The organism is Streptomyces sp. Ag109_O5-1, assembly GCF_003814875.1.
Classification (GTDB): Bacteria; Actinomycetota; Actinomycetes; order Streptomycetales; family Streptomycetaceae; genus Streptomyces; species Streptomyces sasae.
On the sequence record NZ_RKQF01000001.1, the window covers coordinates 4,284,783 to 4,308,287 of the forward strand.

Consider the following 23,505-nt stretch of genomic DNA (forward strand, 5'->3'; position numbering starts at 1 on the left):
GCCTGACCCCATGGACGTAAAACTCGCGCAGTGTTTCATCGCCGTCGACGACCACGACAAGGCGCTGGCCTTCTACCGTGACGTCCTCGGTCTGGAGGTCCACAACGACGTGGAGTTCGAGGGGATGCGATGGGTGACCGTCGGGTCGCCGCAGCAGCCGGGCGTGGAGATCGTGCTGGAGCCGCCCGGTGCCAACCCGGACGCCTCCCCCGCCGACCGCCAGGCCATGGCCGAGCTGCTCGCCAAGGGCATGCTGCGCGGGGTCATCTTCTCCACCACCGACTGCGACGCGTTGTACGAGCGGGTGCGGGAGTACGGCGGTGATGTGATCCAGGAGCCGATGGACCAGCACTGGGGCGTGCGGGACTGCGCGTTCCGGGATCCGGCGGGGAACCTGCTGCGTTTCACGGAGCGCCGGGACGCCAGGTAGCGCACTTACGATCACCGTATGACCATCCGCTGGACGTACGCCTTCGCCGACCGCCCCGCCGCGCACCTCGCCGCCGCCCGGGACTTCTGGACGGCCGTCACCGGCACCCGGCTCTCCGCACCCCGCGGTGAACACGAGGAGTTCGTGACCCTGTTGCCCGCCGCCGGCGCGGACGCCTGCGTCAAACTCCAGGGCGTCGGGGCGGGCCCCGGCGGAGCCCACCTGGATCTCTGCGTCGAGGACGTGCCGGGCCTGGTGGAGCGGGCCCGGGAACTCGGCGCCGCGCCGGTCGCCGAGCACGAGGGGTGGGCCGTACTGCGGTCGCCCGCCGGGCAGTTGTTCTGCGCGGTGACCTGGCACGGCGAGTCGGTACGGCCACCGGTGGTGGCCGGCAGCAGGCTGGACCAGGTCAGCCTCGACATCCCGCCGTCCGCGTACGACGCGGAGACCGCGTTCTGGGCGGAGCTGACCGGCTGGGATCTGCTGACCGGTTCGCTGCCGGAGTTCCGGGTGCTGAGGCCGCCGGCCGGCCTGCCCGTCCGGGTCCTGCTCCAGCGGCTCGACGACGAACGGCCCGCCGCCGCCCATCTCGACCTGGCCTGCGCGGACATCGCGGCGACCCGGGCCCGGCACGAGGAGCTCGGTGCCGTGCACCTGACCGACGGCCGGCACTGGAGCGTGCTGCGCGACCCGGCGGGCGGTGTCTACTGCCTGACCGGCCGGGACCCGGAGACGGGCGGTCTGCCGGCCGTCACGCCCGGGGCCACGGCTCCACATCCACCACGGCCGTGACCGGGATCGGCCCGTACACGTGCGGGAACTCCTCGCCGCCCGGCTCCGGCGCCTCCCACTTCACCGGCACGCCGACCCGGGCCGGGTCCACGACCAGGACCACCAGCTCGTCGGGCCCGTCGTAGGAGCCGTACAGGAAGGCGGCGATGCGCGGGAGTTGGTCGCGGGTGGAACAGTGGATGAAGCCCTCCTCCTGGAGGGTGCGGCCGCGGGTGGAGATCTCGTAGCCGCCCCGCGCGCGGGCCTCCTCCCACAGGGAGCGCTCGGTGATGTGCAGGATGTTCGGGAGTTCGGTCATACGGTCACGCTACGGCGTCGGCCGGGCACGGGGCTCGGGATGATGCGCGTCGGCTCCGGGTGGAGGCGGCGACCGCCGCTCCTGCCCACGCGACGGCCCGGTGCACTCGGCGCAGTCGGGGTTGCGGCAGGGCCCGGGCCCCCACACCGGAACCCAGGCGCCCAGCGTCTTGTGCCGCCGCACCACGCTCTCGACGGGCTGCCCGCAGACCGGACAGGTCTGACGGCGCTGGCTGTCCATGTCCCCAGCGTAGGCCCGGGCGGTGCGTGGCGCCCGCTGCCCGCTGCCCGCGGGAGGGGCGGAAGCGGCGGGCCCCGCACACCGTGGGGATGTGCGGGACCCTTCGGACCGGAGCCCCCAGGGGGCCGTGCGGGGTCAGGAGCCGCGCGGTCCCGGGGACTCCGGGGTCTTCACCTGCTGCGCCGGGTCACGAATTCGGCGAGCGCGAGCAGGCCTCCGGCCGGCTCGGGGTCGGGCACGGCGCGGGCGAGCTCCTGCATCGCCCGGGCCATCCGGTCGGCCGCCTCGGCCTGCGCCCAGTCCCTGCCGCCCGCCCGCTCCACGGCCAGTGCGGTACGCGCGATCGCGTCGGTGTCGGCCCGCACATGCGGCTCGGCGTACAGCTCGGCGAGCTCGGCCGCGGCCGGCGTGCCGGAGGCGAGCGCCGCGACGACCGGCAGGGACTTCTTGCGGGCCGCCAGGTCGGCACCGGCCGGCTTGCCGGTGCGCCGGGGGTCACCCCATATCCCGATGACGTCGTCGATCAGCTGGAAGGCGAGTCCGGCCTGTCGGCCGAAGCCGTCGAGGGCCGCCACCTCGTCGTCTCCCCCACCCGCGTACAGCGCGCCAAGGGCGCAGGCGCAGCCGAGCAGGGCCCCGGTCTTGGCTTCGGCCATGGTGAGCACCTCGTCGAGGGTGACCTCGTCGGGGGCCCGGTTCTCCATGGCCGTGTCCGCGTGCTGCCCGGCGCACAGTTCGAGGACGCAGTCCGCGAGCCGGGCGGCGGCCGCGCCTGACGCGGGGTGCGGGTCCTCGGCGAGCAGCCGCAGGGCCAGCGCCTGGAGGGCGTCCCCGGCGAGGATCGCGTCGGCGTCGCCGAACACGGTCCAGGCCGTGGGCCGGTGCCTGCGGGAGGTGTCCCGGTCCATGACGTCGTCGTGCAGCAGTGTGAAGTTGTGCACCAGCTCCACGGCCGCCGCGGCCCGTACGGCGGCCACCCGGGCCCCCGGGCCGCCGAGCGCGTCGGCGGCGGCGAGGACCAGCGCGGGCCGGATGGCCTTGCCCGCGTTGCCGGAGGCCTCAGTGCCGTCCGCGTGCTCCCATCCGAGGTGGTAGCGCGCGATCCGCCGCATCGAACCGGGCAACGACTCGACGGCAGCACGCAGTTCGGGGTCGACGGACGCCCGGGCACGCTCCAGTATCGCCACCGCCTCGCCACCGTCGAGCGGCTCGGCGTGCTCCGGCGGCACCCCCGCGGAACGCTCCTGCCTCTCCGTCACGAACTCGGCCATGACCTCCCCCTCGCGGAGTGCGCATACGGTGGCGTGTCCGCCCCGGCTCGGCACGTACCCCGAGGGTGTACCCGCCCCGGAGGGCGGGGACACGGCCACCAAGTGCGGAAACGTCACCTCCAGCGGCCGATTTCGACGTTCTCCAGCACGCCGAGGGCGTCCGGGACCAGGACGGCGGCCGAGTAGTAGGCCGTGACCAGGTAATTGATGATCGCCTGCTCGTTGATGCCCATGAAGCGGACCGAGAGACTCGGCTCGATCTCGTCGGGGAGCCCGGACTGCCGCAGTCCGATGACCCCCTGGTCGGCCTCGCCCGTACGCATGGCGATGATCGAGGTGGTCCGGGCCTCGGTCACCGGGATCTTGTTGCACGGGTAGATCGGGACTCCGCGCCAGGTCGGGATGCGGTTGCCGCCGATCTCGACGCTCTCCGGGACCAGTCCGCGCTTGTTGAGCTCTCGCCCGAAGGCGGCGATCGCGCGCGGGTGGGCGAGGAAGAGCTTGGTGCCGCGCCGGCGGCTGAGCAGCTCGTCCATGTCGTCCGGGCTGGGCACGCCGTCGTGCGGCTGCAGCCGCTGGTCGTACTGGCAGTTGCTGAGCAGGCCGAACTCCCGGTTGTTGATGAGCTCGTGCTCCTGGCGCTCCTTCAACGCCTCGACGGTGAGCCGCAGCTGCTGCTCGGTCTGGTTCATCGGCTGGTTGTAGAGGTCGGCCACCCGGGTGTGGATGCGCAGCACGGTCTGGGCGATGCTCAGTTCGTACTCACGCGGCCGGGCCTCGTAGTCGACGAAGGTGTGCGGGATGTCGGGCTCGCCGCTGTGCCCGGCCGCCAGGGCGACCTCCTTCTCGCCGTACTTGTTGGTGCGCTGCTCGGGGATCGCGCGCAGCTCCTGAAGGTGCTCGCGCAGCGAGTCGGCGCGCTCCGCGACCTGCTCGAAGTCCTGCCGGGACAGGGTCAGCACGGTGCAGGCGGTGTCCGCGCGGGCCGTGTACTCCCAGATGGCGTCGGGGTCGAGCAGGCCCGCCTCGCCGAAGTACGCGCCGTCGGCGAGGACGCCGAGCACCGCGTCGTCGCCGTACGGGCCAGTGCCGATCTTCTCCACGCGGCCGTGGGCGAGCAGGTACACCTCGTCCGTCTGGTTGCCGAACGAGGCGATGACCTCGCCCGGGGCGAAGTCGCGCTGCCGGCAGCGCTGGGCCAGCTCGCCCAGCACCGCGTCGTCCTCGTACGCCCGCAGGACCGGCAGCTCGCCCAGTTCCGCGGGGATGACCTCGACACGGTCGCCGGTCTTCACGAACGTGATACGGCCGTCGCCGACCGTGTAGGTGAGCCGCCGGTTCACCCGGTAGGTACCGCCCTGGACGTCGACCCATGGCAACGTGCGCAGCAGCCAGCGCGAGCTGATCTCCTGCATCTGTGGTGCGGACTTGGTGGTGGTGGCCAGGTTCCGCGCTGCCGCCGTGTCCAGAGACTGCTGCGGCTTGCCCTGATCCGTGCGGACCTCTTCGCCTACCGACATAAGGAAATGCCCTCCCATACCTGCGCGGGCGCCGAACTGCCCGCGCATCGGTCTCACGGGCCACCCTGTCATCACCGAGCGTGTCTGGACCATTACCCGAAAGAGCGGGAATAGATCATCGGACTACTGGGCATGCCGAGCGATTGCGCGATACGGAGCCCGTGATATACGGACTTGTCCTGATCAGTTCGCACGCGATACGAACGGACTTGAGGAGTCTGGTCCGAAAAGACCGACTTCTGTAGAAGTTCCATGACAGGCCGGCACGAATGCGAAGGAGGCAGTCATGGCCCCACCCATGTCCGCGGATGCTTTCCTCGACACGCTGCGGAGCACGGGCGTCAGGGTCGTCGAGGTCGGCGACTGGAGGGAACACAACCGGAACCACAAGGGCCCCTGGGGCCCCGTCCACGGCGTGATGATCCACCACACGGTGACCCATGGCGCCGAACACACGGTCCGGCTCTGCCGCGACGGGCGCCCCGGTCTCCCCGGCCCGCTCTGCCACGGGGTCGTCACGAAGGACGGCACGGTCCACCTCGTCGGCTACGGCCGTGCCAACCACGCGGGCCTCGGCGACGACGACGTCCTGCGTGCGGTGATCGCCGAGAAGGCCCTGCCGCCGGACAACGAGGCGAACACCGACGGCAACCGGCACTTCTACGGCTTCGAGTGCGAGAACCCGGGCGACGGCGCGGACCCCTGGCCGCAGGCTCAGCTGGACGCGATAGAGAAGGTGGCCGCGGCGGTGTGCCGGCGGCACGGCTGGTCGGAACGGTCGGTGATCGGGCACGCGGAGTGGCAGCCGGGGAAGGCGGACCCCCGCGGCTTCACGATGGCCTGGCTGCGCGCCCGTGTCCGGGACCGCCTGAAGTGAGCCCGCACCGGTACCCCGGGCGACAATGACGACGTGACCAGCGCCGACATACTCACCCCCCGGCTCCCCTCGCCCCTCGACGAGGTGACCGACGACCGTTTCGCCCGTCACGGCGTCCGCCTCCTCCTCAAGCGGGACGACCTGATCCACCCGGACCTGATCGGCAACAAGTGGCGCAAGCTGGTCCCGAACATCGAGGCGGCGGCGGGCCGGCCGGTCCTCACGTTCGGCGGCGCGTACTCCAACCATCTGCGGGCGACGGCCGCCGCCGGCCGCCTCCTCGGCTTCCCCACGACGGGAGTGGTACGGGGCGAGGAACTGGCCGGCCGGCCCTTGAATCCGTCCCTCGCCCGGTGTGCGGCCGACGGGATGCGACTGCACTTCGTCGACCGGCCGGCCTATCGGCGCAAGGCCGAGCCGGAGGTGCTGGCCGCTCTGCTGCGGGCGGCGGGCGCCGAGGACGCGTATGTGGTGCCGGAGGGCGGCAGCAACGCGGCGGCCGTACGAGGGTGCCGGGCCCTGGGCGAGGAGTTGCGAGGGCGGGCCGACGTGGTGGCGGTCGCGTGCGGCACCGGGGGCACGCTGGCCGGGCTGGCCGCCGGACTGGGGCCGGACCGGCGGGCGTTGGGGGTGCCGGTGCTCAAGGGCGGTTTTCTGGCGGGGGAGATAGCGAGACTTCAGGTGGAGGCGTTCGGGGGGCGGCGGGGGCAATGGTCGCTCGACGAGCGGTTCCACTTCGGCGGATACGGGCGTACGACACCGGAACTCCACGCCTTCGCGGAGGACTTCGAGGACCGGCACGGGGTGCGGGTGGAGCGGTTGTACGTGGCCAAGCTGCTGTACGGACTCGTGACGATGGCGCAGCAAGGGGCGTTCGGGCGGGGGACGGCCGTGGCGGCCGTGATCACGGCCTGACCGGCGCGTGGGAGCGGCCTGCCGACGGCTTCCGGCTCACGCCGCCTCCCGGTACGCAGCCGCCTCCTCCAGGTCCAGTCGGCGCAGCAGCGTGCGGAGCATCTCGTCGTCGATGTAGCGGTGGTCCCGGAGGCGGACGAAGACCTCGCGCTCGGCGCTGATCATCTCGCGGGACAGCCTGCGGTACGTGTCGTCGACCGTCTCGCCGGTGACGGGGTTGGTCTGGCCGAGGCGCTCCCAGACGGCGTTGCGGCGGCGTTCCAGGACCGTGCGGAGGCGGTCGGCGAGGGGCGGCGGGAGTTCGTTGCGGTCGTCGGAGAGGAGCTCGTCGAGCCGGTTCTCGGCCGCGCGGGATGCCTGCGCCTGGGCGTTCGCCTCGGCGAGGGTCTCGGCCTGCACGTCCCGGGGCGGGAACTTCATGAGGCGGATCAGCGGGGCCAGGCTGAGGCCCTGGACCACGAGGGTTCCGATGACGGTGGTGAAGGTCAGGAACAGGATCAGGTTGCGCTGCGGGAACGCGCCGCCGCCGTGCACGGTGAGCGGCAGCGAGAAGGCGATGGCCAGGGAGACCACGCCCCGCATGGCCGCCCAGGACGCGACGACGGGGCTTCTCCAGGTGGGGTTGTCCTCCCGCTCGCGGATCCGCCGGGACAGCAGCCGTGGCAGGAACGCGGCCGGGTAGATCCACACGAACCGGGCCGCGACCACCACGACGAAGAGGGCGATCGCGTACCAGGCGGCGTCGATGCCCTCGTACGCCCCGAGGCCCTTGAGGACCACCGGCAGCTGCAGTCCGATCAGGGCGAAGACCGCCGATTCCAGCAGGAACGCCACCATCCGCCACACCGCCTCCTCCTGGAGACGGGTGGCGAAGTCGACCTCCCAGGCGCGGTGGCCGAGATAGAGGGCGACCACCACGACCGCCAGTACACCGGAGGCGTGGAACTGCTCGGCGACGGCGTAGGCGACGAACGGGATCAGCAGCGACAGCGTGTTCTGGAGCAGGGGCTCCCTCAGATGCGTACGCAGCCAGTGGATCGGCACCATAAGCAGCACACCGACCACCACGCCGCCGAACGCGGCCAGCAGGAACTCGCCGATTCCGTCGACCCAGGACGCGCCCTCGCCGAGGGCGGCCGCGACGGCCACCCGGTAGGCGGTGATCGCCGTGGCGTCGTTCAGCAGGGACTCGCCCTGCAGGATCGTGGTGAGCCGGGACGGCAGCCCCACCCGGCGGGCGATCGCGGCGGCCGCGACCGCGTCCGTGGGCGCCACGACCGCGCCCAGCGCGAGCGCGGCGGGCAGCGGCAGTCCGGGCACGATCGCGTAGGCGGCCCAGCCGACGACGAAGGTGGCGAACAGGACGTATCCCACCGACAGCAGCGCCACCGGCCGCATGTTCGCCCGCAGGTCGAGATACGAACTCTCGGTGCCCTCCTTGTACAGCAGCGGGGGCAGCACCAGTGGCAGCACGATCTCCGGGTCGAGGGTGTAGTCCGGGACTCCGGGGACGTACGACACCAGCAGTCCGACCGCGACCAGCAGCAGGGGCGCCGGCACCGGAGTGCGCCGGGCCGCACCGGCGATCGCGGCGCTCCCCGCCACCAGCAACAGCAGTGGCATCACGTCCATGGTCCTCGCCCACCCTCGTTTTCCGCGCGGCCACCCGCACGCCCGTCGTAATCTGGCAATCATGAAACAGTGCACGCACCGCGACGCGCTGCCGCACCCGGAACCCGAGCCGCTGAACGAGACTTGCCCGGAGTGTCTCGCCAAGGGCTGGCACCCGGTCCAGCTGCGGCTCTGTCTGACCTGTGGCCACGTCGGCTGTTGCGATTCCTCGCGGGGAAGACACGCGACCGGTCACCACGAGACTTCCGGTCACCCGGTGATGCGGACCTTCGAACCCGGCGAGGACTGGCGCTGGTGCTTCGTGGACCACGTCCTCGTGTGACACTGCACCTCGTGTGACACTGCACTACGGCTGGTGAAGTACGCCGCACCGACGATTCGACGGTTCGACGCCGGGGTACGTCAACCCGGCGCGCGCTCTTCCCAATTGGGCAGGGCAACCCCCTAGACACGGAGCGTATCCACAGGTTTACTGTGAGTGACGCCAGGGGGTTGGGGTCCCGGGGACAGAAAAGTTCGGAGCGCGGTAGCGTCACCGCTGAACCACGTAGTGCGTTACCCCGGGGGGCGACCCTCGGCCCCGAATAGCTTGTACCACCATGGAGGTGAGGGTGTCCCAGATCGCAGGCGAGCCCGCGACCCAGGACTTCGTGGAAGTCCGGCTGCCGGCTGCGGGTGCCTACCTGTCGGTGCTGCGCACGGCCACGGCCGGTCTCGCCGCCCGCTTGGACTTCACCCTGGACGAGATCGAGGACCTGCGCATCGCAGTGGACGAGGCCTGCGCGATCCTGCTCCAGCAGGCCGTTCCCGGCTCGGTGCTCAGTTGCGTCTTCCGCCTCGTCGACGATTCGCTGGAGGTCACGGTTTCCGCCCCGACCACCGACGGCCACGCCCCTTCGCGCGACACCTTCGCCTGGACCGTGCTCTCGGCCCTCGCGGGCAAGGTGTCGTCGGCCGTCGACGAGGACAAGACCGTGTCGATCAGCCTGTACAAACAGCGCGGCGCGGGACCCGGGCCGGCGTGAGGAACGGGGACGGGCCGGTGCGGGACGAAGAACGCGGCACACGGGGGCTGCCGGCCGGGGGCGAAGGCCCCGAGGCCGGCTCCCGCCGCATGGCTGACGGCATCGACGGCATCCCGGAACAGGCCAGGCAGCACCCGGAGGACCCCTCCGCGCAGCTCGGCCCGGACGGTGCCGTGCAGAGCACGCCTCCGGACGAGCGGAACGGGGTCGCGGCCCTGGACCATGGGGGTGCCCCCGCTCAGGCGAAGTCGAGAGTGGCGGAGGCGGCGAGGGCTCGTGGAAGGGCAACGGGCGGGACGATGAGCGAGCACGAGCGATACGCCGAGGACCAGGCGCTGGCCGCGGAGGTCGTGCAGGCGACCCAGCACACACCTCAGGACCGCAGCGGGGCGCGCGCCTTGTTCGTCGAGCTGCGCACGCTGAAGGAGGGCAGCGCCGAGTACGCGGAACTGCGCAATCGGCTGGTCCGGATGCATCTGCCGCTCGTCGAGCACCTCGCGCGCCGGTTCCGCAACCGCGGCGAGCCGCTGGACGACCTCACCCAGGTCGCCACCATCGGCCTGATCAAGTCGGTCGACCGTTTCGACCCGGACCGGGGCGTGGAGTTCTCCACATACGCCACCCCGACCGTGGTCGGCGAGATCAAGCGTCACTTCCGCGACAAGGGCTGGGCGGTCCGCGTACCGCGCCGGCTGCAGGAGCTGCGCCTCGCTCTGACGACCGCCACCGCGGAGCTGTCCCAGCAGCACGGCCGCTCCCCCACGGTCCACGAACTGGCCGAGAAGCTCGCGATCTCCGAGGAGGAGGTCCTGGAGGGTCTGGAGTCGGCCAACGCGTACTCCACGCTGTCCCTGGACGTCCCCGACACCGACGACGAGTCCCCTGCGGTCGCCGACACGCTCGGCGCGGAGGACGAGGCCCTGGAGGGCGTCGAGTACCGCGAGTCCCTCAAGCCGCTCCTGGAAGACCTCCCGCCCCGGGAGAAGCGGATCCTTCTCCTCCGCTTCTTCGGCAACATGACCCAGTCCCAGATCGCCCAGGAGGTCGGCATCTCCCAGATGCACGTCTCACGGCTGCTGGCGAGGACCTTGGCTCAGCTCCGGGAAAAGCTGCTGGTCGAGGAGTAGGCCCGTCGGCCCGGTCTTCACGACGCCCCGCACTGAAGCGCCCCGAAAGGGGCGCGCGGCTGTATTCATATGCGGCTCCGCCGCGTGGGCGCGACCAACCCCCACCGGCCCGCAGATCAGCTACTGCGCCCCGGCCCCTTGATTCCAAGGGCCTGGGTAGTAGCCGAGTTCACGAGCAACACCAGCGAGGCGATCGAGACCACCGCGAGAGCGATCCCCACCGGGATCGCGATGCTGTCGGCCTGCAGCAGGTTGTAGGCCACCGGCAACGCCATGATCTGCGTGATCACCGCCGGCCCCCGGCTCCAGCTCTTCCGCAGCAGCAACCCGCGCGCGGCGAGCAACGGCAGCAGCGCCAGCACGATCACGGTGACGCCCCCGGTGACCGCCTGCCCCCGGTCGTCCGGCGACCCGGTGAGCCCGAGCACGAGCATCCACACCCCGCCGGCCACCAGTGCCAGCCCTTCCAGCCCGGCCAGCGCGGCGGCATACGTCAGCCGCCGCGGACGGGGTCCGTCGGTCACATCGGCCTTCTCAGCCGTAGGCGCATCGCTCACGCCGAGAAGAGTAGCCCTCGCCCCGGAACGCCGGCCGCGGCCCCGCGGGGACACGTGTTCAGACTCACGCCCCTTTCTCTTACCCGATCCCTAACTCGGTCTGGGCCGGGTACTTCCCAGTAGGTACGCTGCAATCCATGCGTGCACTTCTCGTGGTCAATCCGGCGGCAACCACCACAAGCGCACGTAGGCGCGATGTCCTGATCCACGCACTCGCGAGCGAAGTGAAGCTCGAGGCGGTCACCACCGAGTACCGCGGCCACGCCCGCGACCTGGCCCGGCAGGCGGCGGAGAGCGACGACATCGACCTCGTCGTGGCACTCGGCGGCGACGGCACGGTCAACGAGGTGGTCAACGGCCTGCTGCACGGCGGCCCCGACCCGGACCGGCTGCCCGGCCTCGCCGTGGTCCCCGGCGGCTCCACCAATGTCTTCGCCCGCGCCCTCGGTCTGCCCAACGACCCCGTCGAGGCCACCGGCGACCTGCTGGACGCGCTGCGCGAGAAGCGTGAGCGGTTCGTCGGTCTCGGTCTGACCGCGGGCACGCCCGGCACCGTGGACGAGGCGGTCCCGGCCCGCTGGTTCACCTTCAACGCGGGGCTCGGCTTCGACGCCGGCGTGGTCGGCCGGGTCGAACAGCAGCGCGAGCTCGGTAAGAGATCCACGCACGCTCTGTACGTTCGTCAGGTCGTCCGGCAATTCCTCGGCGAGCAGCACCGCCGGCGCGGCACGATCACCCTTGAGCGGCCCGGCGCCGACCCGATCAACGATCTTGTCGTGGCGATAGTCTCGAACACCTCGCCCTGGACGTATCTCGGCAATCGCCCGATGTACACGTCGCCTAAGGCCTCGTTCGATAAGGGCATCGACGTACTCGGTCTCAGCCGTCTGTCGACCGCCGCGGCTGCCCGGTATGGCACACAGTTGCTCACTTCGTCCCCCGAGCGCGGACCCCATGGAAAGCATGCGGTGTCCCTGCACGACCTGGACCAGTTCACCTTGCATTCGAAGGTGCCCCTCCCCCTCCAGATGGACGGCGACCACCTAGGACTGCGTACGAGCGTGACGTTCACAGGCGTACGCCGCGCACTGCGTGTGATTGTGTGAGCGGAACGGGCTAAAGTCCTTTCACTCGAACGTTTAGGCCAGGATCCACCCCATGGAAGTACGGCTGTGACCCAGTCGACACCGAGGAATCAAAAAAAACTTTCCGGAAGGGGTTGTATCCGTCGCTGAGGTTTGCGAGGCTCTACGTGGCGATCGGGACGGCCCGCAAGACCGGCCTCCACTGATCACCGGAATCCCCCTTCAACTCACAGGACCCCTGCCAGGGAACCTGGCGGTCGGCCCTTCACTTGTTGAGGGATTCGTGAAAGCGTTCACATTCACAAGCAACGTGCATGTAATACCAAGGAGAGGTAGCAGCCATGGACTGGCGTCACAACGCCGTTTGCCGCGAGGAAGACCCCGAGCTCTTCTTCCCCATCGGCAACACTGGTCCTGCGCTGCTGCAGATCGAGGAAGCCAAGGCCGTCTGCCGTCGCTGTCCTGTTATGGACCAGTGTCTGCAGTGGGCGCTTGAGTCCGGCCAGGACTCCGGCGTCTGGGGTGGCCTCAGCGAGGACGAGCGTCGTGCGATGAAGCGCCGTGCCGCCCGCAACCGGGCCCGTCAGGCCACCGCCTGACCCGACCCACCCCGCTAGCCTGAGCTTGGCGGCGCGTACAGCGAGTACGCATCTCCCGCCCCCGAGCCGCAGCGCGCAGTACCCCCGATGCGCTTAGCAAGAGCGAGAGCAGCAACGAGCGAGCAGCCCCGAACCCACCAGGTTCGGGGCTCTTTGCTGTCCGGGAGACCTACTTCTGCGGGCGCACCGGCACGTCCAGGATCACCCGGGTCCCCCGTTCCGGCGCCGGCACCATGTCGAACGTGCCGCCCAACTCGCCCTCCACCAGCGTTCGTACGATCTGCAGACCGAGGTTGCCGGAGCGGTGCGGGTCGAAGCCCTCGGGCAGGCCGACGCCGTCGTCCTGGACGGTGACAAGGAGTCGGGCCTCCTTGGTGGTACCGCCGCGGACCGCCGTCACCTCCACGCTGCCGGTGTCGCCCTCGCGGAAGCCGTGTTCCAGGGCGTTCTGCAGGATTTCGGTGAGAACCATCGACAGCGGGGTCGCGACCTCGGCGTCGAGTATCCCGAAGCGGCCGGTGCGCCGGCCGGTGACCTTGCCGGGTGAGATCTCGGCGACCATCGCGAGCACCCGGTCGGCGATCTCGTCGAACTCGACCCGCTCGTCCAGGTTCTGGGACAGCGTCTCGTGCACGATCGCGATGGAGCCGACCCGCCGTACGGCCTCCTCCAGGGCCTCCCGGCCGCGCTCGGACTCGATACGCCGGGCCTGGAGGCGCAGCAGCGCGGCGACCGTCTGGAGGTTGTTCTTCACCCGGTGGTGGATCTCCCGGATGGTCGCGTCCTTGGTGATCAATTCCCGCTCACGGCGCCGCAGTTCGGTGACGTCCCGGAGCAGCACCAGTGAACCGATGCGGGTGCCCTTGGGCTTGAGCGGGATCGCCCGGAACTGGATCACCCCGTCCTCGGACTCGATCTCGAACTCGCGCGGCGCCCAGCCGCTGGCGACCTTGGCGAGCGCCTCGTCCACCGGCCCCTTGGTCGGGGCGAGTTCGGCCGTGGTCTGGCCCAGGTGGTGGCCGAGCAGATCGGCGGCGAGGCCGAGGCGGTGGTAGGCGGAGAGGGCGTTCGGGGAGGCGTACTGGACGACGCCGTCCGCATCCACCCGGATCAGGCCGTCGCCGACGCGCGGCGAGGCGTCCATGTCGACCTGCTGGTTGGCGAAGGGAAACGATCCGGCGGCGATCATCTGCGCCAGGTCCGAGGCGCTCTGGAGGTAGGTGAGCTCAAGGCGGCTCGGGGTGCGAACGGTCAGCAGGTTGGTGTTGCGGGCGATGACCCCGAGGACCCTGCCCTCACGCCGTACCGGGATGGACTCGACCCTTACGGGGACCTCTTCACGCCACTCCGGGTCGCCCTCGCGGACGATCCGGCCCTCGTCCAGGGCGATGTCCAGCATGGGGCGGCGGCCGCGCGGGACCAGGTGGCCGACCATGTCGTCCTGGTAGGAGGTGGGGCCGGTGTTGGGGCGCATCTGCGCCACCGAGACATACCGAGTGCCGTCCCGGGTGGGGACCCACAGGACCAGGTCGGCGAAGGAGAGGTCGGAGAGCAGCTGCCACTCCGAGACCAGCAGATGCAGCCACTCGAGGTCGGAGTCGTCGAGGGCGGTGTGCTGGCGGACCAGTTCGTTCATGGAGGGCACGTCTGTGAGCGTACCTGGCGGTATGTGGATGGCCGAAAAAGAGCGGGCCAGGGAAGCCGGAAGGGCCCGGAAACACCCGCGGGCCGCGGCGCCTGGGAGGGACCCTCAACCCTCCCGGCACCGCAGCCCGGAGCAGCAACGGCCGCGGGGTGTGCGGTCCCGGTCGGCCGAAGGTGAGGATCCGGGGCAGTCAGGGCAGAGAGCTCCGGTTCCTCGGTCCGCCTTCCTGTGCGGGGAAGACGGAAGAATGCACCTACGCAATTGTGGACTAGACCACGATGTGTGTCCATGCGTTGGAGTCTGTTCACAGTTGGTGCGGTGGCAGCCTAGCCCGCCGCGGTCGGCCGTGGGGGCGGATGGCCGGGGCAATTTTCCGGGACCGGGCGGAGCCCCCGCCCCACCTCGAGGAAGTTTTCCGTTATTCACCCCATCTGACGTATTCACGTAACCTCACCCTTGTCCCCTATCTCTGCTTTCTCTGCACCGGACCCATCGGCGCCAGGGGCTGGTTCTGTTAGATTGATCCCATCAGATTGGTCTAAACCACATAGCACTCCAGACCCCCAGCCCTCTTCAGAACGGCAGGCCCAGCGTGGAAGTTGTCATCGTTCCGGATGTCGCGGCGGGTGGCGAGCTGATCGCCGAGGCCATGGCGCGGTTGCTGCGGCGCAAGCCGGACGCGCTGCTCGGGGTGGCCACGGGCTCGACCCCGCTGCCCGTCTACCGGGCGCTCACGGCCAAGGTGCGCGCCGGTGACGTGGACATCTCGCGGGCGCGCATAGCCCAGCTCGACGAGTACGTGGGCCTGCCGGCCGAGCATCCGGAGTCCTACCGTTCGGTGCTGCGCCGTGAGGTGCTGGAGCCCCTCGGGATCGGGATGGAGGCGTTCCTCGGCCCGGATGGCACGGCCGAGGACGTGCAGGCCGCCTGCGAGGCCTACGACACGGGGCTGGCGCGGGCCGGCGGTGTGGACCTGCAGCTGCTCGGCATCGGCACGGACGGGCACATCGGGTTCAACGAGCCCTGCTCCTCGCTGGCCTCCCGGACCCGGATCAAGACCCTGACCGAGCAGACCCGTGCCGACAACGCCCGGTTCTTCGACGGTGACGTCGACCAGGTGCCGCACCATGTGATCACCCAGGGCATCGGGACGATCCTGGAGGCACGGCACCTGGTGCTCCTCGCCACCGGCGAGGGCAAGGCGGACGCGGTCGCGGCGACCGTCGAAGGGCCGCTTGCCGCGGTGTGCCCCGCGTCGGCGTTGCAGCTCCACCCGCATGCCACGGTCGTGGCGGACGAGGCTGCGGCTTCCAAGCTGAAGCTCGCGGATTACTTCCGGTACACCTTTGTCAACAAGCCGGAGTGGCAGGGGATCTAGCGGTCGTGGGTCCGGCGCGGGCCGATGGGGGGATCGCGCCCGCGCGGCGGTAGCCGCACATCCAATACAGCCCCGCACCCCTATCGGGGCGCGAAGCCTAACGGGGTGCCATTACTTCCGCCGCTGCCACACCGCACACCCTCGCCGCGCCGTGGGTCGCGATGTGCAGGGCGCCCCTCGGCGGTGCCTGGGGTACGCCCATCTCCACCACGATCGTGTCCGGGCGGGCCTTGAGCAGGACGTCCAGGGCCCGGCCCATCCACGGGTGACGGTGTTCGTCCCGTACCACCGCGACGATACGGCGGTCCCCCGCCGCGACGAACGCCGCGTGGCCCGCATCCTCGCCCGCGAAGCTGCCGGTCTCGGTGCCGGGCAGGAGGCGGGTCAGTTCGGCGGCCACGCCCCAGGGGGTCTCGTCGCCCACGGCGATGTTGGCCACCGGGGTGAGGGAGGCGACGAAGGGGGCTGCGGCCAGGGGCGTGAAGGAGTCGACGCGCGTCACACGGAGCGCGCGGCGGGCCGCGACAAGGCCGATGTCCGTGGGCGCGAGGTCCGGGTGGGCCGACTCCGCCGTCCTCGTCCAGCGGGCCAGCACCCGTACCCGTTCCGCCGCCTCCGTCAGGCGTTCCTCCGGTAGCTCGCCGGAGCGGACCGCCGCGACCAGGGCGTCGCGCAGCCGTCGTACCGTCTCGTCGTCCGCCAGACCGCCGCCCACGCAGATGGCGTCGGCTCCGGCGGCGAGGGCGAGGACGCTGCCGTGTTCGATGCCGTAGGTCGCGGAGATGGCCTGCATCTCCATGCCGTCGGTGACGATCAGGCCGTCGTAGCCGAGTTCGCCGCGGAGGAGTTCGGTGAGGACGCGGTGGGACAGGGTGGCCGGGCGGGCCGGGTCCAGGGCGGGGACCAGGATGTGCGCGCTCATGACGGCGCGGGTGCCGGCGGCGATGGCGGCCCGGAAGGGGGCCAGCTCGCGGGAGTGCAGGACCTCGGCCGTCGCGTCGATGCGGGGCAGGTCGAGGTGGGAGTCGACGGCTGTGTCCCCGTGGCCCGGGAAGTGCTTGGTGCAGGCCGCGACTCCGGCCGTCTGGAGGCCGGTGACATAGGCCGCCGTGTGGCGGGCGACCAGGTCCTGGTCGGCGCCGAAGGAGCGGACGCCGATGACCGGGTTGGCCGCGTTGGAGTTGACGTCCGCGGACGGCGCCCAGTTGAAGTTCACGCCGCAGGCGGCCAGGCGACGGCCCAGTTCGAGGGCGACCTGACGGGTCAGCTCCACGTCGTCGACGGCGCCCAGGGCGTGGTTTCCTGGGAAGGAGGAACCGGTGTGCACCTCAAGGCGGGTGACGTCACCGCCCTCCTCGTCGATGGCGACCAGGACGTCGTCGCGTTCGGCCCGCAACTGGGCGGTGAGAGCGGTGAGTTGCTCGGGCGAGGTGATGTTGCGTCCGAACAGGCCCACCGAGGCGAGGCCTTCGCCGAGCCGGCGCAGCAGCCAGTCGGGGGCGGTGGTGCCGGTGAAGCCGGGCTGCAGGACCGTCAGCGCGTCGCGGGTGAGCGTGTCTGTGCCGCTGGCGAGTGTCGTCATCGGATGGGGTTATCCCTTCACGGCGCCAGCGGTCAGGCCCGCGGCCATCTTGCGCTGGACGAGGAGGAACAGGACGACGATCGGCACGGCCATCATGGTGGAGCCGGCCATCATCGGGGCGTATTCGGTGCCGTGCTTGGTGGTGAAGTTGGCGAGCCAGACGGTCGCGGTCTGGTGCTCCTGGCTGAGCAGCATCAGGGCGTAGAGGTACTCGTTCCAGGCCTGGATGAAGGCGTAGACCGAGGTGGCGACCATGCCCGGGGCGAGCAGTGGGAAGACCACGCGGATGAAGGCGCCGGTGCGGGAGCAGCCGTCGACCATGGCGGCCTCCTCCAGCTCCTTCGGGATGTTGACGATGAAACCGCGCAGGGTCCACACCGTGAACGGCAGGATGAAGGTCAGGTAGGTGATGATCAGGCCGCTGAGCTTGTCGTACTGGTCCAGGTCGTTGAGGAGCAGGAAGACCGGGATGATCATGGCGACCAGCGGGACCATCTGGACCGCGAGGATGCCGACGATCACGATCTTCCGCCCGCGGAAGGCGAACCGGGAGATGGCGAGGGCGGCCAGCAGGCCGATGACCATGCCGATCGCGACGACGGAGAGGGAGACGATGAGGCTGCGGCCCACCGGACCCCAGAAGTCGGCGATGTCCAGGGCGCGGCGGAAGTTGGACAGGGTGATGCCCGTGGGCAGCAGGCTCGGGTCCGGGTCGATGGCGTCCTTCGCCGGCTTGAACGCCGTGTTCAGCATCCAGTAGACGGGGAAGCCCGCGGTGACGAAGACCAGGAGGCCGAGGATGTTCCAGCCCCAGCGGGACCCCTTGCGAGGGGTGGCGACGGTGCTCATTCGACCTCTCCGATCTTCAGCATCTGGCGCATGTACACGGCGACGACACCGAGCAGGAGGAGCACGGTGAGCAGGGCGATCGCGGAGCCCTGTCCGTAGTCGTTGACCACGAAGGCGCGGTCGTAGGAGTAGGTGGTCAACAGCTGGAACTCGGGCTCGGGGTGGCCGCCGCGCATCACGAAGACCTGCGGGAAGACGCCCATGTCCCAGATGACCGAGAGCGTCGTGAGCATCACGATGATCGGCTTGAGGATGGGCAGCGTGACGTAACGGAAGACGCCCCAGGCGCCCGCGCCGTCGAGGCGGGCCGCCTCCTCCAGTTCCGCGGGGACCTGGGTGAGCCCGGCGCTGAGCGTGATGACCACGAAGGGCACCGCCCCCCAGACCACCAGGAGCATGATCACGGCCAGCCCCTGCGGCCCGCTGGCGAACCAGTTGTGGCCGATCATCTCCACGCCCGGCAGCTTGCTGAGCAGGGCGTTGAGGATGCCGTAGTCGGAGTCGAAGAGCCACTTGAAGAGCGTGGTGGCGACGATGACCGGCATGCCCCAGCTGGCCACCAGCACGATGTTGACCAGGGTCTTCACCCAGCCGGAGACCCTCTGCAGCAGCAGGGCGATGAGCATGCCGACGACCATGGTGAAGACCACGCAGCCGACGGCGAAGACGATCGTGCGCAGCACGACCTGCCAGAACTCGGTGTCGCCCAGCACCTCGGAGAAGTTCCCGAACCCGACCCAGTCGGCGGGCTTGAACCCCCACAGCTGGGACTGACCGAACTCCTGGAAGGAGAGGGTGACCAGCCGGTAGAAGGGATACCCGAGGACGAGCCCGAGGATCGCCAGACAGGGCGCGAGCAGCAGCCAGGGAACGGCGGGCCCGCCGGCGCGCCGGTCCGTGTGTGGTCGTCGCGGGGAGTCCGGTGGAGGTGCCGGCACCTTGGCGGGTGTGGTCGTGTCAACGGCACTCATCGCGCACTCCTCAAGCAGATCGAGTCAGGCCCGCAGCAGCGCGCCCCCGAAGGGGCGCTGGGGGTCCCCCGGCCGAAGGTTGGGGGAGGAACTGCGCGACCAGCCACAACGAACCGGCACCAACCCACCGAGAGGTCGCGGCACTTTCCGAAATCACTGACCGGCCGGACCCGCCCCCGTCGCCCGGGCCCGGCCACAAACCGACTACTTGCTGTTGATGACCTTGTCGATGGCCACGTCGGCTTCCTTGGCGGCCGCCTCGACCGTCTCCTTGCCCGTGCCGATGTTCTGCAGCATGGTCTGCAGGACCTGAGCCTTCTCGACCTGCCCCCAGCCCGGTGCCATCGGGACGAACCAGTTGGACTCGGCCGCGGTGGCCGGGACCGCGGTCGCCGGGTCGCTCTTCAGCGTGGCGAGGTCGGTCTTGTTGTTCGGCAGGTTGCCCTTGGCCATCAGGCCCTTCTGGCCGGAGGGACCGGTGAACGCGTTGATCCACTCGGCGGCGACGCCCTGCGCCTTGGACTTCACCGGGATGGCGAGGTCGGAACCGCCGAGGAAGACCGGCATGTTCTTGCCGGACGGGCCGGGCATCACGAAGTTGACGAGGTTGTCCTTCAGCTTGCCGCCGGTCTTGTCGTTCTTCGGGTCGGCCGCGGTCGCGCCCTCCCAGGCGGCGCCGAAGATCATCGCCGACTTGCCCTGGCCGTAGACGATGTACCGGTCGGACTCGTCCTTGGTCTTGTCACCGTGCATGTACTTGTCGATGACGTTCTTGAACTCATTGAGACCCTTGAGGGACTCGGCCGAGGAGAGGTTGCCCTTCCACTGGCCGCCGTTCTCGACGGCGATGGAGCCGCCGGCGTCGTAGACGAAGGACATCGCCGCGTACCAGTCACGGGTCGGCTGGTACCAGGCGCTGAACTTGTCGCCCTCCTTCTTCTGGATCTTGTCCAGGTCGGCGGTCAGCTCGGTGTACGTCTTCGGCGTGGTCTTGATGCCGGCCGAGGCGGCGACGTCCTTGCGCCAGTTGGCGACACGGCCGCCGGCGTAGTACGGCACGCCGTAGGTCTTGCCCTGGTAGGTGACGGAGGCCTTGAGGCCGTCGAGCCACTGGTCGGAGCTGGTGAACTGGGAGGCGTCGACGGGGGCGAAGGCGCCCTTGACCATGTAGCCGAGCATCTCGGTGTTGCCCATCTCGACCACGTCGGGGGTCTTGTCCGTGGCGAGGACGGCGTCCAGCTTGGTGTTCTTGTCCGGCCAGCCGTAGTACTCGTGGTTGATCTTGATGCCGGGGTGCTTCTTCTGCACGGCCGCGTCGGCCGCCTTCACCAGGTCGGGCCAGTTGTTCTGCGCGTCCACCGTGAGCCAGACGGTCAGCTCCTTGGCGTCCGTCCCCTTGCCGGAGTCCCCGCCGTCCTTCTTGTCACTGCCACATGCCGCGATGGAGACGACCATGCCCGCGATACCGATCGCGGCTATCAGCTTGCGCTTCACGCCACCCTCCTCAGGATGCCCACACACCCCCCGGGCCATGAGGCCGGGAAACTGGACCAATGGTGTAGACCAGTACCGGGAGCTTGAACCAGACCACGAGCCCTGTCAAGAGACCCGGAAGCGGCCCTGACCAGCCGTTATGCGACCTATATATGCAAGAACCTTTAAGTAAGAAGGCAGCGAAAAGAGCGTCGGCGGAGTACGCTCGTCCGCTAGACCACTTGGCTTTGTGGACTAGACCAAAAGCGGCGGCGACGGTATACAGAAGGGATCACGACGTGACCCACGGCCGGAGCCGGGAAGGCGGAGCATGAGCACCGACGTCAGCAGTGCGGAGAACGAGAGCGGGACAGCCGTCCGTACCGCGCGCGTGCCCAAGTACTACCGCCTGAAGAAGCACCTGCTGGAGATGACGGAGACCCAGGCGCCGGGTACCCCCGTCCCGCCCGAGCGCACCCTGGCCGCCGAGTTCGACACCTCCCGCACCACCGTCCGCCAGGCCCTCCAGGAACTCGTCGTCGAGGGCCGGCTGGAGCGCATCCAGGGCAAGGGCACCTTCGTCGCCAAGCCGAAGGTCTCCCAGGCGCTGCAACTCACCTCGTACACCGAGGACATGCGCGCCCAGGGCCTGGAGCCGACCTCACAGCTGCTGGACATCGGCTACATCACCGCCGACGACCGGCTGGCCGCCCTGCTCGACATAAGCGCCGGCGGCCGGGTGCTGCGCATCGAGCGGCTGCGTATGGCCAACGGCGAGCCGATGGCCATCGAGACCACGCACCTGAGCGCGAAGCGCTTCCCCGCGCTGCGCCGCTCCCTCGTCAAGTACACGTCCCTCTACACCGCCCTCGCTGAGGTGTACGACGTGCACCTCGCCGAGGCCGAGGAGACCATCGAGACCTCGCTGGCCACCCCGCGGGAGGCCGGCCTGCTCGGTACCGACGTGGGCCTGCCGATGCTCATGCTCTCCCGGCACTCCCTGGACCGCGAGGGCCAGCCGGTGGAGTGGGTGCGGTCCGTCTACCGGGGAGACCGCTACAAGTTCGTGGCCCGGCTCAAGCGCCCGCAGGACTAGGACGGTTCACGACCGGCCGCCCCCTCGGCCGGTCGACCGGCAACCCCACCGGCCCCCTGCCGGGCCCCAACCGGCCCCCTCACCGGCATCTCCACCGAATCGACATACCGATATGCGGATGAGGTCTTCCGCTGACCTTGCGCGTTCGCCATGATTGCCTGCGCATTACACAGGTGAACAACGGTGATCGCCGTACGGTCAGTGAGGGGACGGAGCCGCGAGATGTCAGATGCGTCCGATGTGACCAAAGCGGCGGTGGTGACGCCTGTGCGCGTCGTCATCGCCATCTGCCTGATAGCGCCCTTCGTGGCGATGCTGTGGGTGGGCTCGTACGCCAAGACGGACCCGGTGTTCATCGGGATCCCGTTCTTCTACTGGTACCAGATGCTGTGGGTGCTGATCTCCACCGCGCTCACCGTGACCGCGTACCAGCTGTGGGAGCGTGACCAGCGCGCCCGCAAGGCCCGGAGCACGACCGGGGGTGCGCAGCGGTGAAGGACGGTGTGAACGGCGTCGCGCTCGGCGTCTTCGTCTTCTTCTTCCTGGCCGTCACGGTCATGGGCTTCCTGGCCGCGCGCTGGCGCAAGGCCGACAACGAGCACAGCCTCGACGAATGGGGCCTGGGCGGACGGTCGTTCGGGACCTGGGTCACCTGGTTCCTGCTCGGCGGCGACCTCTACACGGCGTACACCTTCGTCGCCGTACCGGCGGCGATCTACGCGGCGGGCGCGGCCGGCTTCTTCGCCGTGCCGTACACGATCCTCGTCTACCCGCTGATCTTCACGTTCCTGCCGCGGCTGTGGTCGGTGTCCCACAAGCACGGCTATGTGACGACCTCGGACTTCGTGCGCGGCCGGTTCGGCTCCAAGGGGCTCTCGTTCGCCGTCGCCCTGACCGGCATCCTGGCAACGATGCCATACATCGCGCTGCAGCTCGTGGGCATCCAAGCGGTGCTCGACGTGATGGGCGTCGGCGGCAGCGACGGCACCAACTGGTTCGTGAAGGACCTGCCGTTGCTCATCGCCTTCGGTGTCCTCGCGGCCTACACCTACTCCTCCGGCCTCCGTGCCCCCGCCCTGATCGCGTTCGTGAAGGACGGGCTGATCTACCTCGTCATCGCCGTGGCGATCATCTACATCCCGATCAAGCTGGGCGGCTTCGACGACATCTTCGCCAAGGCGGGCCACGCGTTCGCCCAGACCAACCCGGCGACCGGCAAGCCGCGCGGCACGCTGGCCCCGGCGGAGCCCGCCCAGTGGACGTACGCCACGCTGGCGTTGGGCTCGGCGCTCGCCCTGTTCATGTACCCGCACTCGATCACCGCGACGCTCTCCTCCAAGAGCCGTGACGTGATCCGCCGCAACACCACGATCCTGCCGCTGTACTCACTGATGCTGGGCCTGCTGGCCCTGCTCGGCTTCATGGCGATCGCGGCCGGGGTCAAGGTCACCAACGGCCAGCTGGCGATCCCGCAGTTGTTCGAGAACATGTTCCCGGACTGGTTCGCGGGCGTGGCCTTCGCGGCGATCGGTATCGGTGCCCTGGTGCCCGCGGCCATCATGTCCATCGCGGCCGCGAACCTCTTCACCCGCAACATCTACCGGGACTTCATCAAGCCGGACGCGACGCCGAAGCAGGAGGCCCAGGTCTCCAAGCTCGTGTCCCTGCTGGTGAAGGTGGGCGCGCTGGTCTTCGTCCTCACCATGGACAAGACGGTCGCCATCAACTTCCAGCTCCTGGGCGGCATCTGGATCCTGCAGACCTTCCCGTCGCTGGTGGGCGGCCTGTTCACCCGCTGGTTCCACCGCTGGGCCCTGCTGGCGGGCTGGGCGGTGGGCATGGTCTACGGAACGGTCGCGGCGTACGGCGTCGCCTCGCCCACCCAGAAGCACTTCGGCGGCAGCGCCAAGGAGATCCCGGGCATCGGCGAGATCGGCTACATCGGCCTGACGGCGTTCGTGATGAACGTAGTGGTGACGGTGGTCCTGACCTTCGCCCTGAAGGCGCTGAAGGCCCCTGAGGGCGTGGACGAGACCAGCCCGGAGGACTACACGGCGGACGCGGGCGACCCGGACGTGCAGGTCGAACTCCCGCCGGCCGTCGCGGGATCCGCACACTGACGAGGCCCGGCCCCGGCGCACGC

At 69.8% G+C, this 23,505-nt stretch carries 24 protein-coding genes; 13 read left to right on the forward strand and 11 right to left on the reverse strand.

The genetic code is table 11. From position 1 onward, the window contains the following. Positions 1-10: 10 nt before the first annotated feature. Together EDD90_RS19390 and EDD90_RS19395 are read left to right on the forward strand one after the other, a co-directional pair. Positions 11-430, forward strand: a complete 420-nt coding sequence (locus EDD90_RS19390) for a VOC family protein (protein WP_123974230.1) — start codon at positions 11-13, stop codon at positions 428-430. Between the two features lie 18 nt (positions 431-448). Beyond that, positions 449-1,222: a VOC family protein gene (locus EDD90_RS19395; RefSeq protein ID WP_123974231.1), complete on the forward strand. Its 774-nt coding sequence runs from the start codon at positions 449-451 to the stop codon at positions 1,220-1,222. On the opposite strand, the gene EDD90_RS19400 is transcribed toward EDD90_RS19395, so the two are convergent. From EDD90_RS19400 to EDD90_RS19415, 4 genes are all read right to left on the reverse strand, one after another. Then, positions 1,182-1,520 (reverse strand): DUF952 domain-containing protein, encoded by a 339-nt coding sequence (locus EDD90_RS19400; RefSeq protein ID WP_123974232.1) that lies wholly within the window; start codon positions 1,518-1,520, stop codon positions 1,182-1,184. The two genes, EDD90_RS19395 and EDD90_RS19400, sit on opposite strands and share 41 nt — an antisense overlap. Positions 1,521-1,529: 9 nt before the next feature. Next, on the reverse strand, positions 1,530-1,760 hold the full coding sequence (locus EDD90_RS57420) for a hypothetical protein (protein ID WP_123974233.1): 231 nt from the start codon (positions 1,758-1,760) through the stop codon (positions 1,530-1,532). Between the two features lie 170 nt (positions 1,761-1,930). Continuing rightward, positions 1,931-3,031: a family 2 encapsulin nanocompartment cargo protein polyprenyl transferase gene (locus tag EDD90_RS19410; RefSeq protein WP_123974234.1), complete on the reverse strand. Its 1,101-nt coding sequence runs from the start codon at positions 3,029-3,031 to the stop codon at positions 1,931-1,933. A 113-nt stretch (positions 3,032-3,144) separates the two neighbouring features. Further along, positions 3,145-4,551 carry a family 2B encapsulin nanocompartment shell protein gene (locus EDD90_RS19415; RefSeq protein ID WP_123974235.1) on the reverse strand — a complete coding sequence of 469 codons (1,407 nt, stop codon included), beginning with the start codon at positions 4,549-4,551 and terminating at the stop codon, positions 3,145-3,147. 286 nt (positions 4,552-4,837) lie between these two features. Between EDD90_RS19415 and EDD90_RS19420 the strand changes: the two genes are divergently transcribed. Together EDD90_RS19420 and EDD90_RS19425 are read left to right on the forward strand one after the other, a co-directional pair. Next, positions 4,838-5,428, forward strand: coding sequence for an N-acetylmuramoyl-L-alanine amidase (locus EDD90_RS19420; protein WP_123974236.1), 591 nt, complete (start codon positions 4,838-4,840; stop codon positions 5,426-5,428). A gap of 33 nt (positions 5,429-5,461) precedes the next feature. After that, the gene (locus EDD90_RS19425; protein WP_123974237.1) at positions 5,462-6,343 is read left to right on the forward strand and encodes a 1-aminocyclopropane-1-carboxylate deaminase/D-cysteine desulfhydrase; all 882 of its coding nucleotides are present in this window, start codon (positions 5,462-5,464) and stop codon (positions 6,341-6,343) included. Between the two features lie 36 nt (positions 6,344-6,379). Here the strand turns inward: EDD90_RS19425 and EDD90_RS19430 are convergent, their stop codons facing one another. Then, entirely contained in the window at positions 6,380-7,975 is a 1,596-nt protein-coding gene (locus EDD90_RS19430; protein WP_123974238.1) for a Na+/H+ antiporter, read from the reverse strand. Positions 7,976-8,036: 61 nt separating this feature from the next. Here EDD90_RS19430 and EDD90_RS19435 point away from each other — a divergent pair, with 61 nt between their 5' ends. From EDD90_RS19435 to EDD90_RS19445, 3 genes are all read left to right on the forward strand, one after another. After that, positions 8,037-8,297 carry a UBP-type zinc finger domain-containing protein gene (locus EDD90_RS19435; RefSeq protein ID WP_123974239.1) on the forward strand — a complete coding sequence of 87 codons (261 nt, stop codon included), beginning with the start codon at positions 8,037-8,039 and terminating at the stop codon, positions 8,295-8,297. 289 nt (positions 8,298-8,586) lie between these two features. Beyond that, positions 8,587-9,000, forward strand: a complete 414-nt coding sequence (locus tag EDD90_RS19440; RefSeq protein ID WP_004925829.1) for an anti-sigma regulatory factor — start codon at positions 8,587-8,589, stop codon at positions 8,998-9,000. A gap of 17 nt (positions 9,001-9,017) precedes the next feature. Next, positions 9,018-10,127, forward strand: a complete 1,110-nt coding sequence (locus tag EDD90_RS19445) for an RNA polymerase sigma factor SigF (RefSeq protein ID WP_260327944.1) — start codon at positions 9,018-9,020, stop codon at positions 10,125-10,127. Positions 10,128-10,243: 116 nt separating this feature from the next. Here EDD90_RS19445 and EDD90_RS19450 read toward each other — a convergent pair whose 3' ends face one another. Next, positions 10,244-10,684, reverse strand: a complete 441-nt coding sequence (locus EDD90_RS19450; protein WP_123974241.1) for a hypothetical protein — start codon at positions 10,682-10,684, stop codon at positions 10,244-10,246. 137 nt (positions 10,685-10,821) lie between these two features. Here EDD90_RS19450 and EDD90_RS19455 point away from each other — a divergent pair, with 137 nt between their 5' ends. Together EDD90_RS19455 and EDD90_RS19460 are read left to right on the forward strand one after the other, a co-directional pair. Next, positions 10,822-11,790 (forward strand): diacylglycerol kinase family protein, encoded by a 969-nt coding sequence (locus EDD90_RS19455; protein WP_123974242.1) that lies wholly within the window; start codon positions 10,822-10,824, stop codon positions 11,788-11,790. A gap of 320 nt (positions 11,791-12,110) precedes the next feature. Next, entirely contained in the window at positions 12,111-12,368 is a 258-nt protein-coding gene (locus EDD90_RS19460; RefSeq protein WP_010353616.1) for a WhiB family transcriptional regulator, read from the forward strand. A 169-nt stretch (positions 12,369-12,537) separates the two neighbouring features. Here EDD90_RS19460 and EDD90_RS19465 read toward each other — a convergent pair whose 3' ends face one another. Continuing rightward, positions 12,538-14,004 (reverse strand): sensor histidine kinase, encoded by a 1,467-nt coding sequence (locus EDD90_RS19465; RefSeq protein WP_185149613.1) that lies wholly within the window; start codon positions 14,002-14,004, stop codon positions 12,538-12,540. A gap of 601 nt (positions 14,005-14,605) precedes the next feature. Here EDD90_RS19465 and nagB point away from each other — a divergent pair. Then, positions 14,606-15,391: a glucosamine-6-phosphate deaminase gene (gene nagB / locus EDD90_RS19470; RefSeq protein ID WP_123973602.1), complete on the forward strand. Its 786-nt coding sequence runs from the start codon at positions 14,606-14,608 to the stop codon at positions 15,389-15,391. Positions 15,392-15,488: 97 nt separating this feature from the next. Here the strand turns inward: nagB and EDD90_RS19475 are convergent, their stop codons facing one another. The 4 genes from EDD90_RS19475 to EDD90_RS19490 all read right to left on the reverse strand — a co-directional run bounded on the left by EDD90_RS19475 (position 15,489) and on the right by EDD90_RS19490 (position 20,287). Next, positions 15,489-16,973, reverse strand: a complete 1,485-nt coding sequence (locus EDD90_RS19475; protein ID WP_123974244.1) for a glycoside hydrolase family 3 protein — start codon at positions 16,971-16,973, stop codon at positions 15,489-15,491. 9 nt (positions 16,974-16,982) lie between these two features. Further along, a complete protein-coding gene (locus EDD90_RS19480; protein WP_123974245.1) occupies positions 16,983-17,822 on the reverse strand; it encodes a carbohydrate ABC transporter permease in 840 nt (279 codons plus the stop codon). Next, the gene (locus EDD90_RS19485; RefSeq protein WP_123974246.1) at positions 17,819-18,793 is read right to left on the reverse strand and encodes a carbohydrate ABC transporter permease; all 975 of its coding nucleotides are present in this window, start codon (positions 18,791-18,793) and stop codon (positions 17,819-17,821) included. Before EDD90_RS19485 ends, EDD90_RS19480 begins: the two co-directional genes overlap by 4 nt. A 204-nt stretch (positions 18,794-18,997) precedes the next feature. Next, a complete protein-coding gene (locus EDD90_RS19490; protein WP_123974247.1) occupies positions 18,998-20,287 on the reverse strand; it encodes an extracellular solute-binding protein in 1,290 nt (429 codons plus the stop codon). A gap of 310 nt (positions 20,288-20,597) precedes the next feature. Between EDD90_RS19490 and EDD90_RS19495 the strand changes: the two genes are divergently transcribed. The 3 genes from EDD90_RS19495 to mctP all read left to right on the forward strand — a co-directional run bounded on the left by EDD90_RS19495 (position 20,598) and on the right by mctP (position 23,482). Continuing rightward, positions 20,598-21,362 carry a GntR family transcriptional regulator gene (locus EDD90_RS19495; protein ID WP_123974248.1) on the forward strand — a complete coding sequence of 255 codons (765 nt, stop codon included), beginning with the start codon at positions 20,598-20,600 and terminating at the stop codon, positions 21,360-21,362. 222 nt (positions 21,363-21,584) lie between these two features. Next, positions 21,585-21,857, forward strand: coding sequence for a DUF3311 domain-containing protein (locus EDD90_RS19500; RefSeq protein ID WP_123974249.1), 273 nt, complete (start codon positions 21,585-21,587; stop codon positions 21,855-21,857). Then, on the forward strand, positions 21,854-23,482 hold the full coding sequence (gene mctP / locus EDD90_RS19505) for a monocarboxylate uptake permease MctP (RefSeq protein WP_123974250.1): 1,629 nt from the start codon (positions 21,854-21,856) through the stop codon (positions 23,480-23,482). Before EDD90_RS19500 ends, mctP begins: the two co-directional genes overlap by 4 nt. Positions 23,483-23,505: the final 23 nt, after the last annotated feature.

What these genes read in the sequence shown, in the direction of transcription:
- EDD90_RS19390 (WP_123974230.1), top strand. Translation starts at nt 11, where the DNA reads ATGGACGTAAAACTCGCGCAGTGTTTCATCGCCGTCGACGACCACGAC.
- EDD90_RS19395 (WP_123974231.1), top strand. Translation starts at nt 449, where the DNA reads ATGACCATCCGCTGGACGTACGCCTTCGCCGACCGCCCCGCCGCGCAC.
- EDD90_RS19400 (WP_123974232.1), bottom strand. Translation starts at nt 1,520, where the DNA reads ATGACCGAACTCCCGAACATCCTGCACATCACCGAGCGCTCCCTGTGG.
- EDD90_RS57420 (WP_123974233.1), bottom strand. Translation starts at nt 1,760, where the DNA reads ATGGACAGCCAGCGCCGTCAGACCTGTCCGGTCTGCGGGCAGCCCGTC.
- EDD90_RS19410 (WP_123974234.1), bottom strand. Translation starts at nt 3,031, where the DNA reads ATGGCCGAGTTCGTGACGGAGAGGCAGGAGCGTTCCGCGGGGGTGCCG.
- EDD90_RS19415 (WP_123974235.1), bottom strand. Translation starts at nt 4,551, where the DNA reads ATGTCGGTAGGCGAAGAGGTCCGCACGGATCAGGGCAAGCCGCAGCAG.
- EDD90_RS19420 (WP_123974236.1), top strand. Translation starts at nt 4,838, where the DNA reads ATGGCCCCACCCATGTCCGCGGATGCTTTCCTCGACACGCTGCGGAGC.
- EDD90_RS19430 (WP_123974238.1), bottom strand. Translation starts at nt 7,975, where the DNA reads ATGGACGTGATGCCACTGCTGTTGCTGGTGGCGGGGAGCGCCGCGATC.
- EDD90_RS19435 (WP_123974239.1), top strand. Translation starts at nt 8,037, where the DNA reads ATGAAACAGTGCACGCACCGCGACGCGCTGCCGCACCCGGAACCCGAG.
- EDD90_RS19455 (WP_123974242.1), top strand. Translation starts at nt 10,822, where the DNA reads ATGCGTGCACTTCTCGTGGTCAATCCGGCGGCAACCACCACAAGCGCA.
- EDD90_RS19460 (WP_010353616.1), top strand. Translation starts at nt 12,111, where the DNA reads ATGGACTGGCGTCACAACGCCGTTTGCCGCGAGGAAGACCCCGAGCTC.
- EDD90_RS19465 (WP_185149613.1), bottom strand. Translation starts at nt 14,004, where the DNA reads ATGAACGAACTGGTCCGCCAGCACACCGCCCTCGACGACTCCGACCTC.
- EDD90_RS19475 (WP_123974244.1), bottom strand. Translation starts at nt 16,973, where the DNA reads ATGACGACACTCGCCAGCGGCACAGACACGCTCACCCGCGACGCGCTG.
- EDD90_RS19480 (WP_123974245.1), bottom strand. Translation starts at nt 17,822, where the DNA reads ATGAGCACCGTCGCCACCCCTCGCAAGGGGTCCCGCTGGGGCTGGAAC.
- EDD90_RS19485 (WP_123974246.1), bottom strand. Translation starts at nt 18,793, where the DNA reads ATGAGTGCCGTTGACACGACCACACCCGCCAAGGTGCCGGCACCTCCA.
- EDD90_RS19495 (WP_123974248.1), top strand. Translation starts at nt 20,598, where the DNA reads ATGAGCACCGACGTCAGCAGTGCGGAGAACGAGAGCGGGACAGCCGTC.
- EDD90_RS19500 (WP_123974249.1), top strand. Translation starts at nt 21,585, where the DNA reads ATGTCAGATGCGTCCGATGTGACCAAAGCGGCGGTGGTGACGCCTGTG.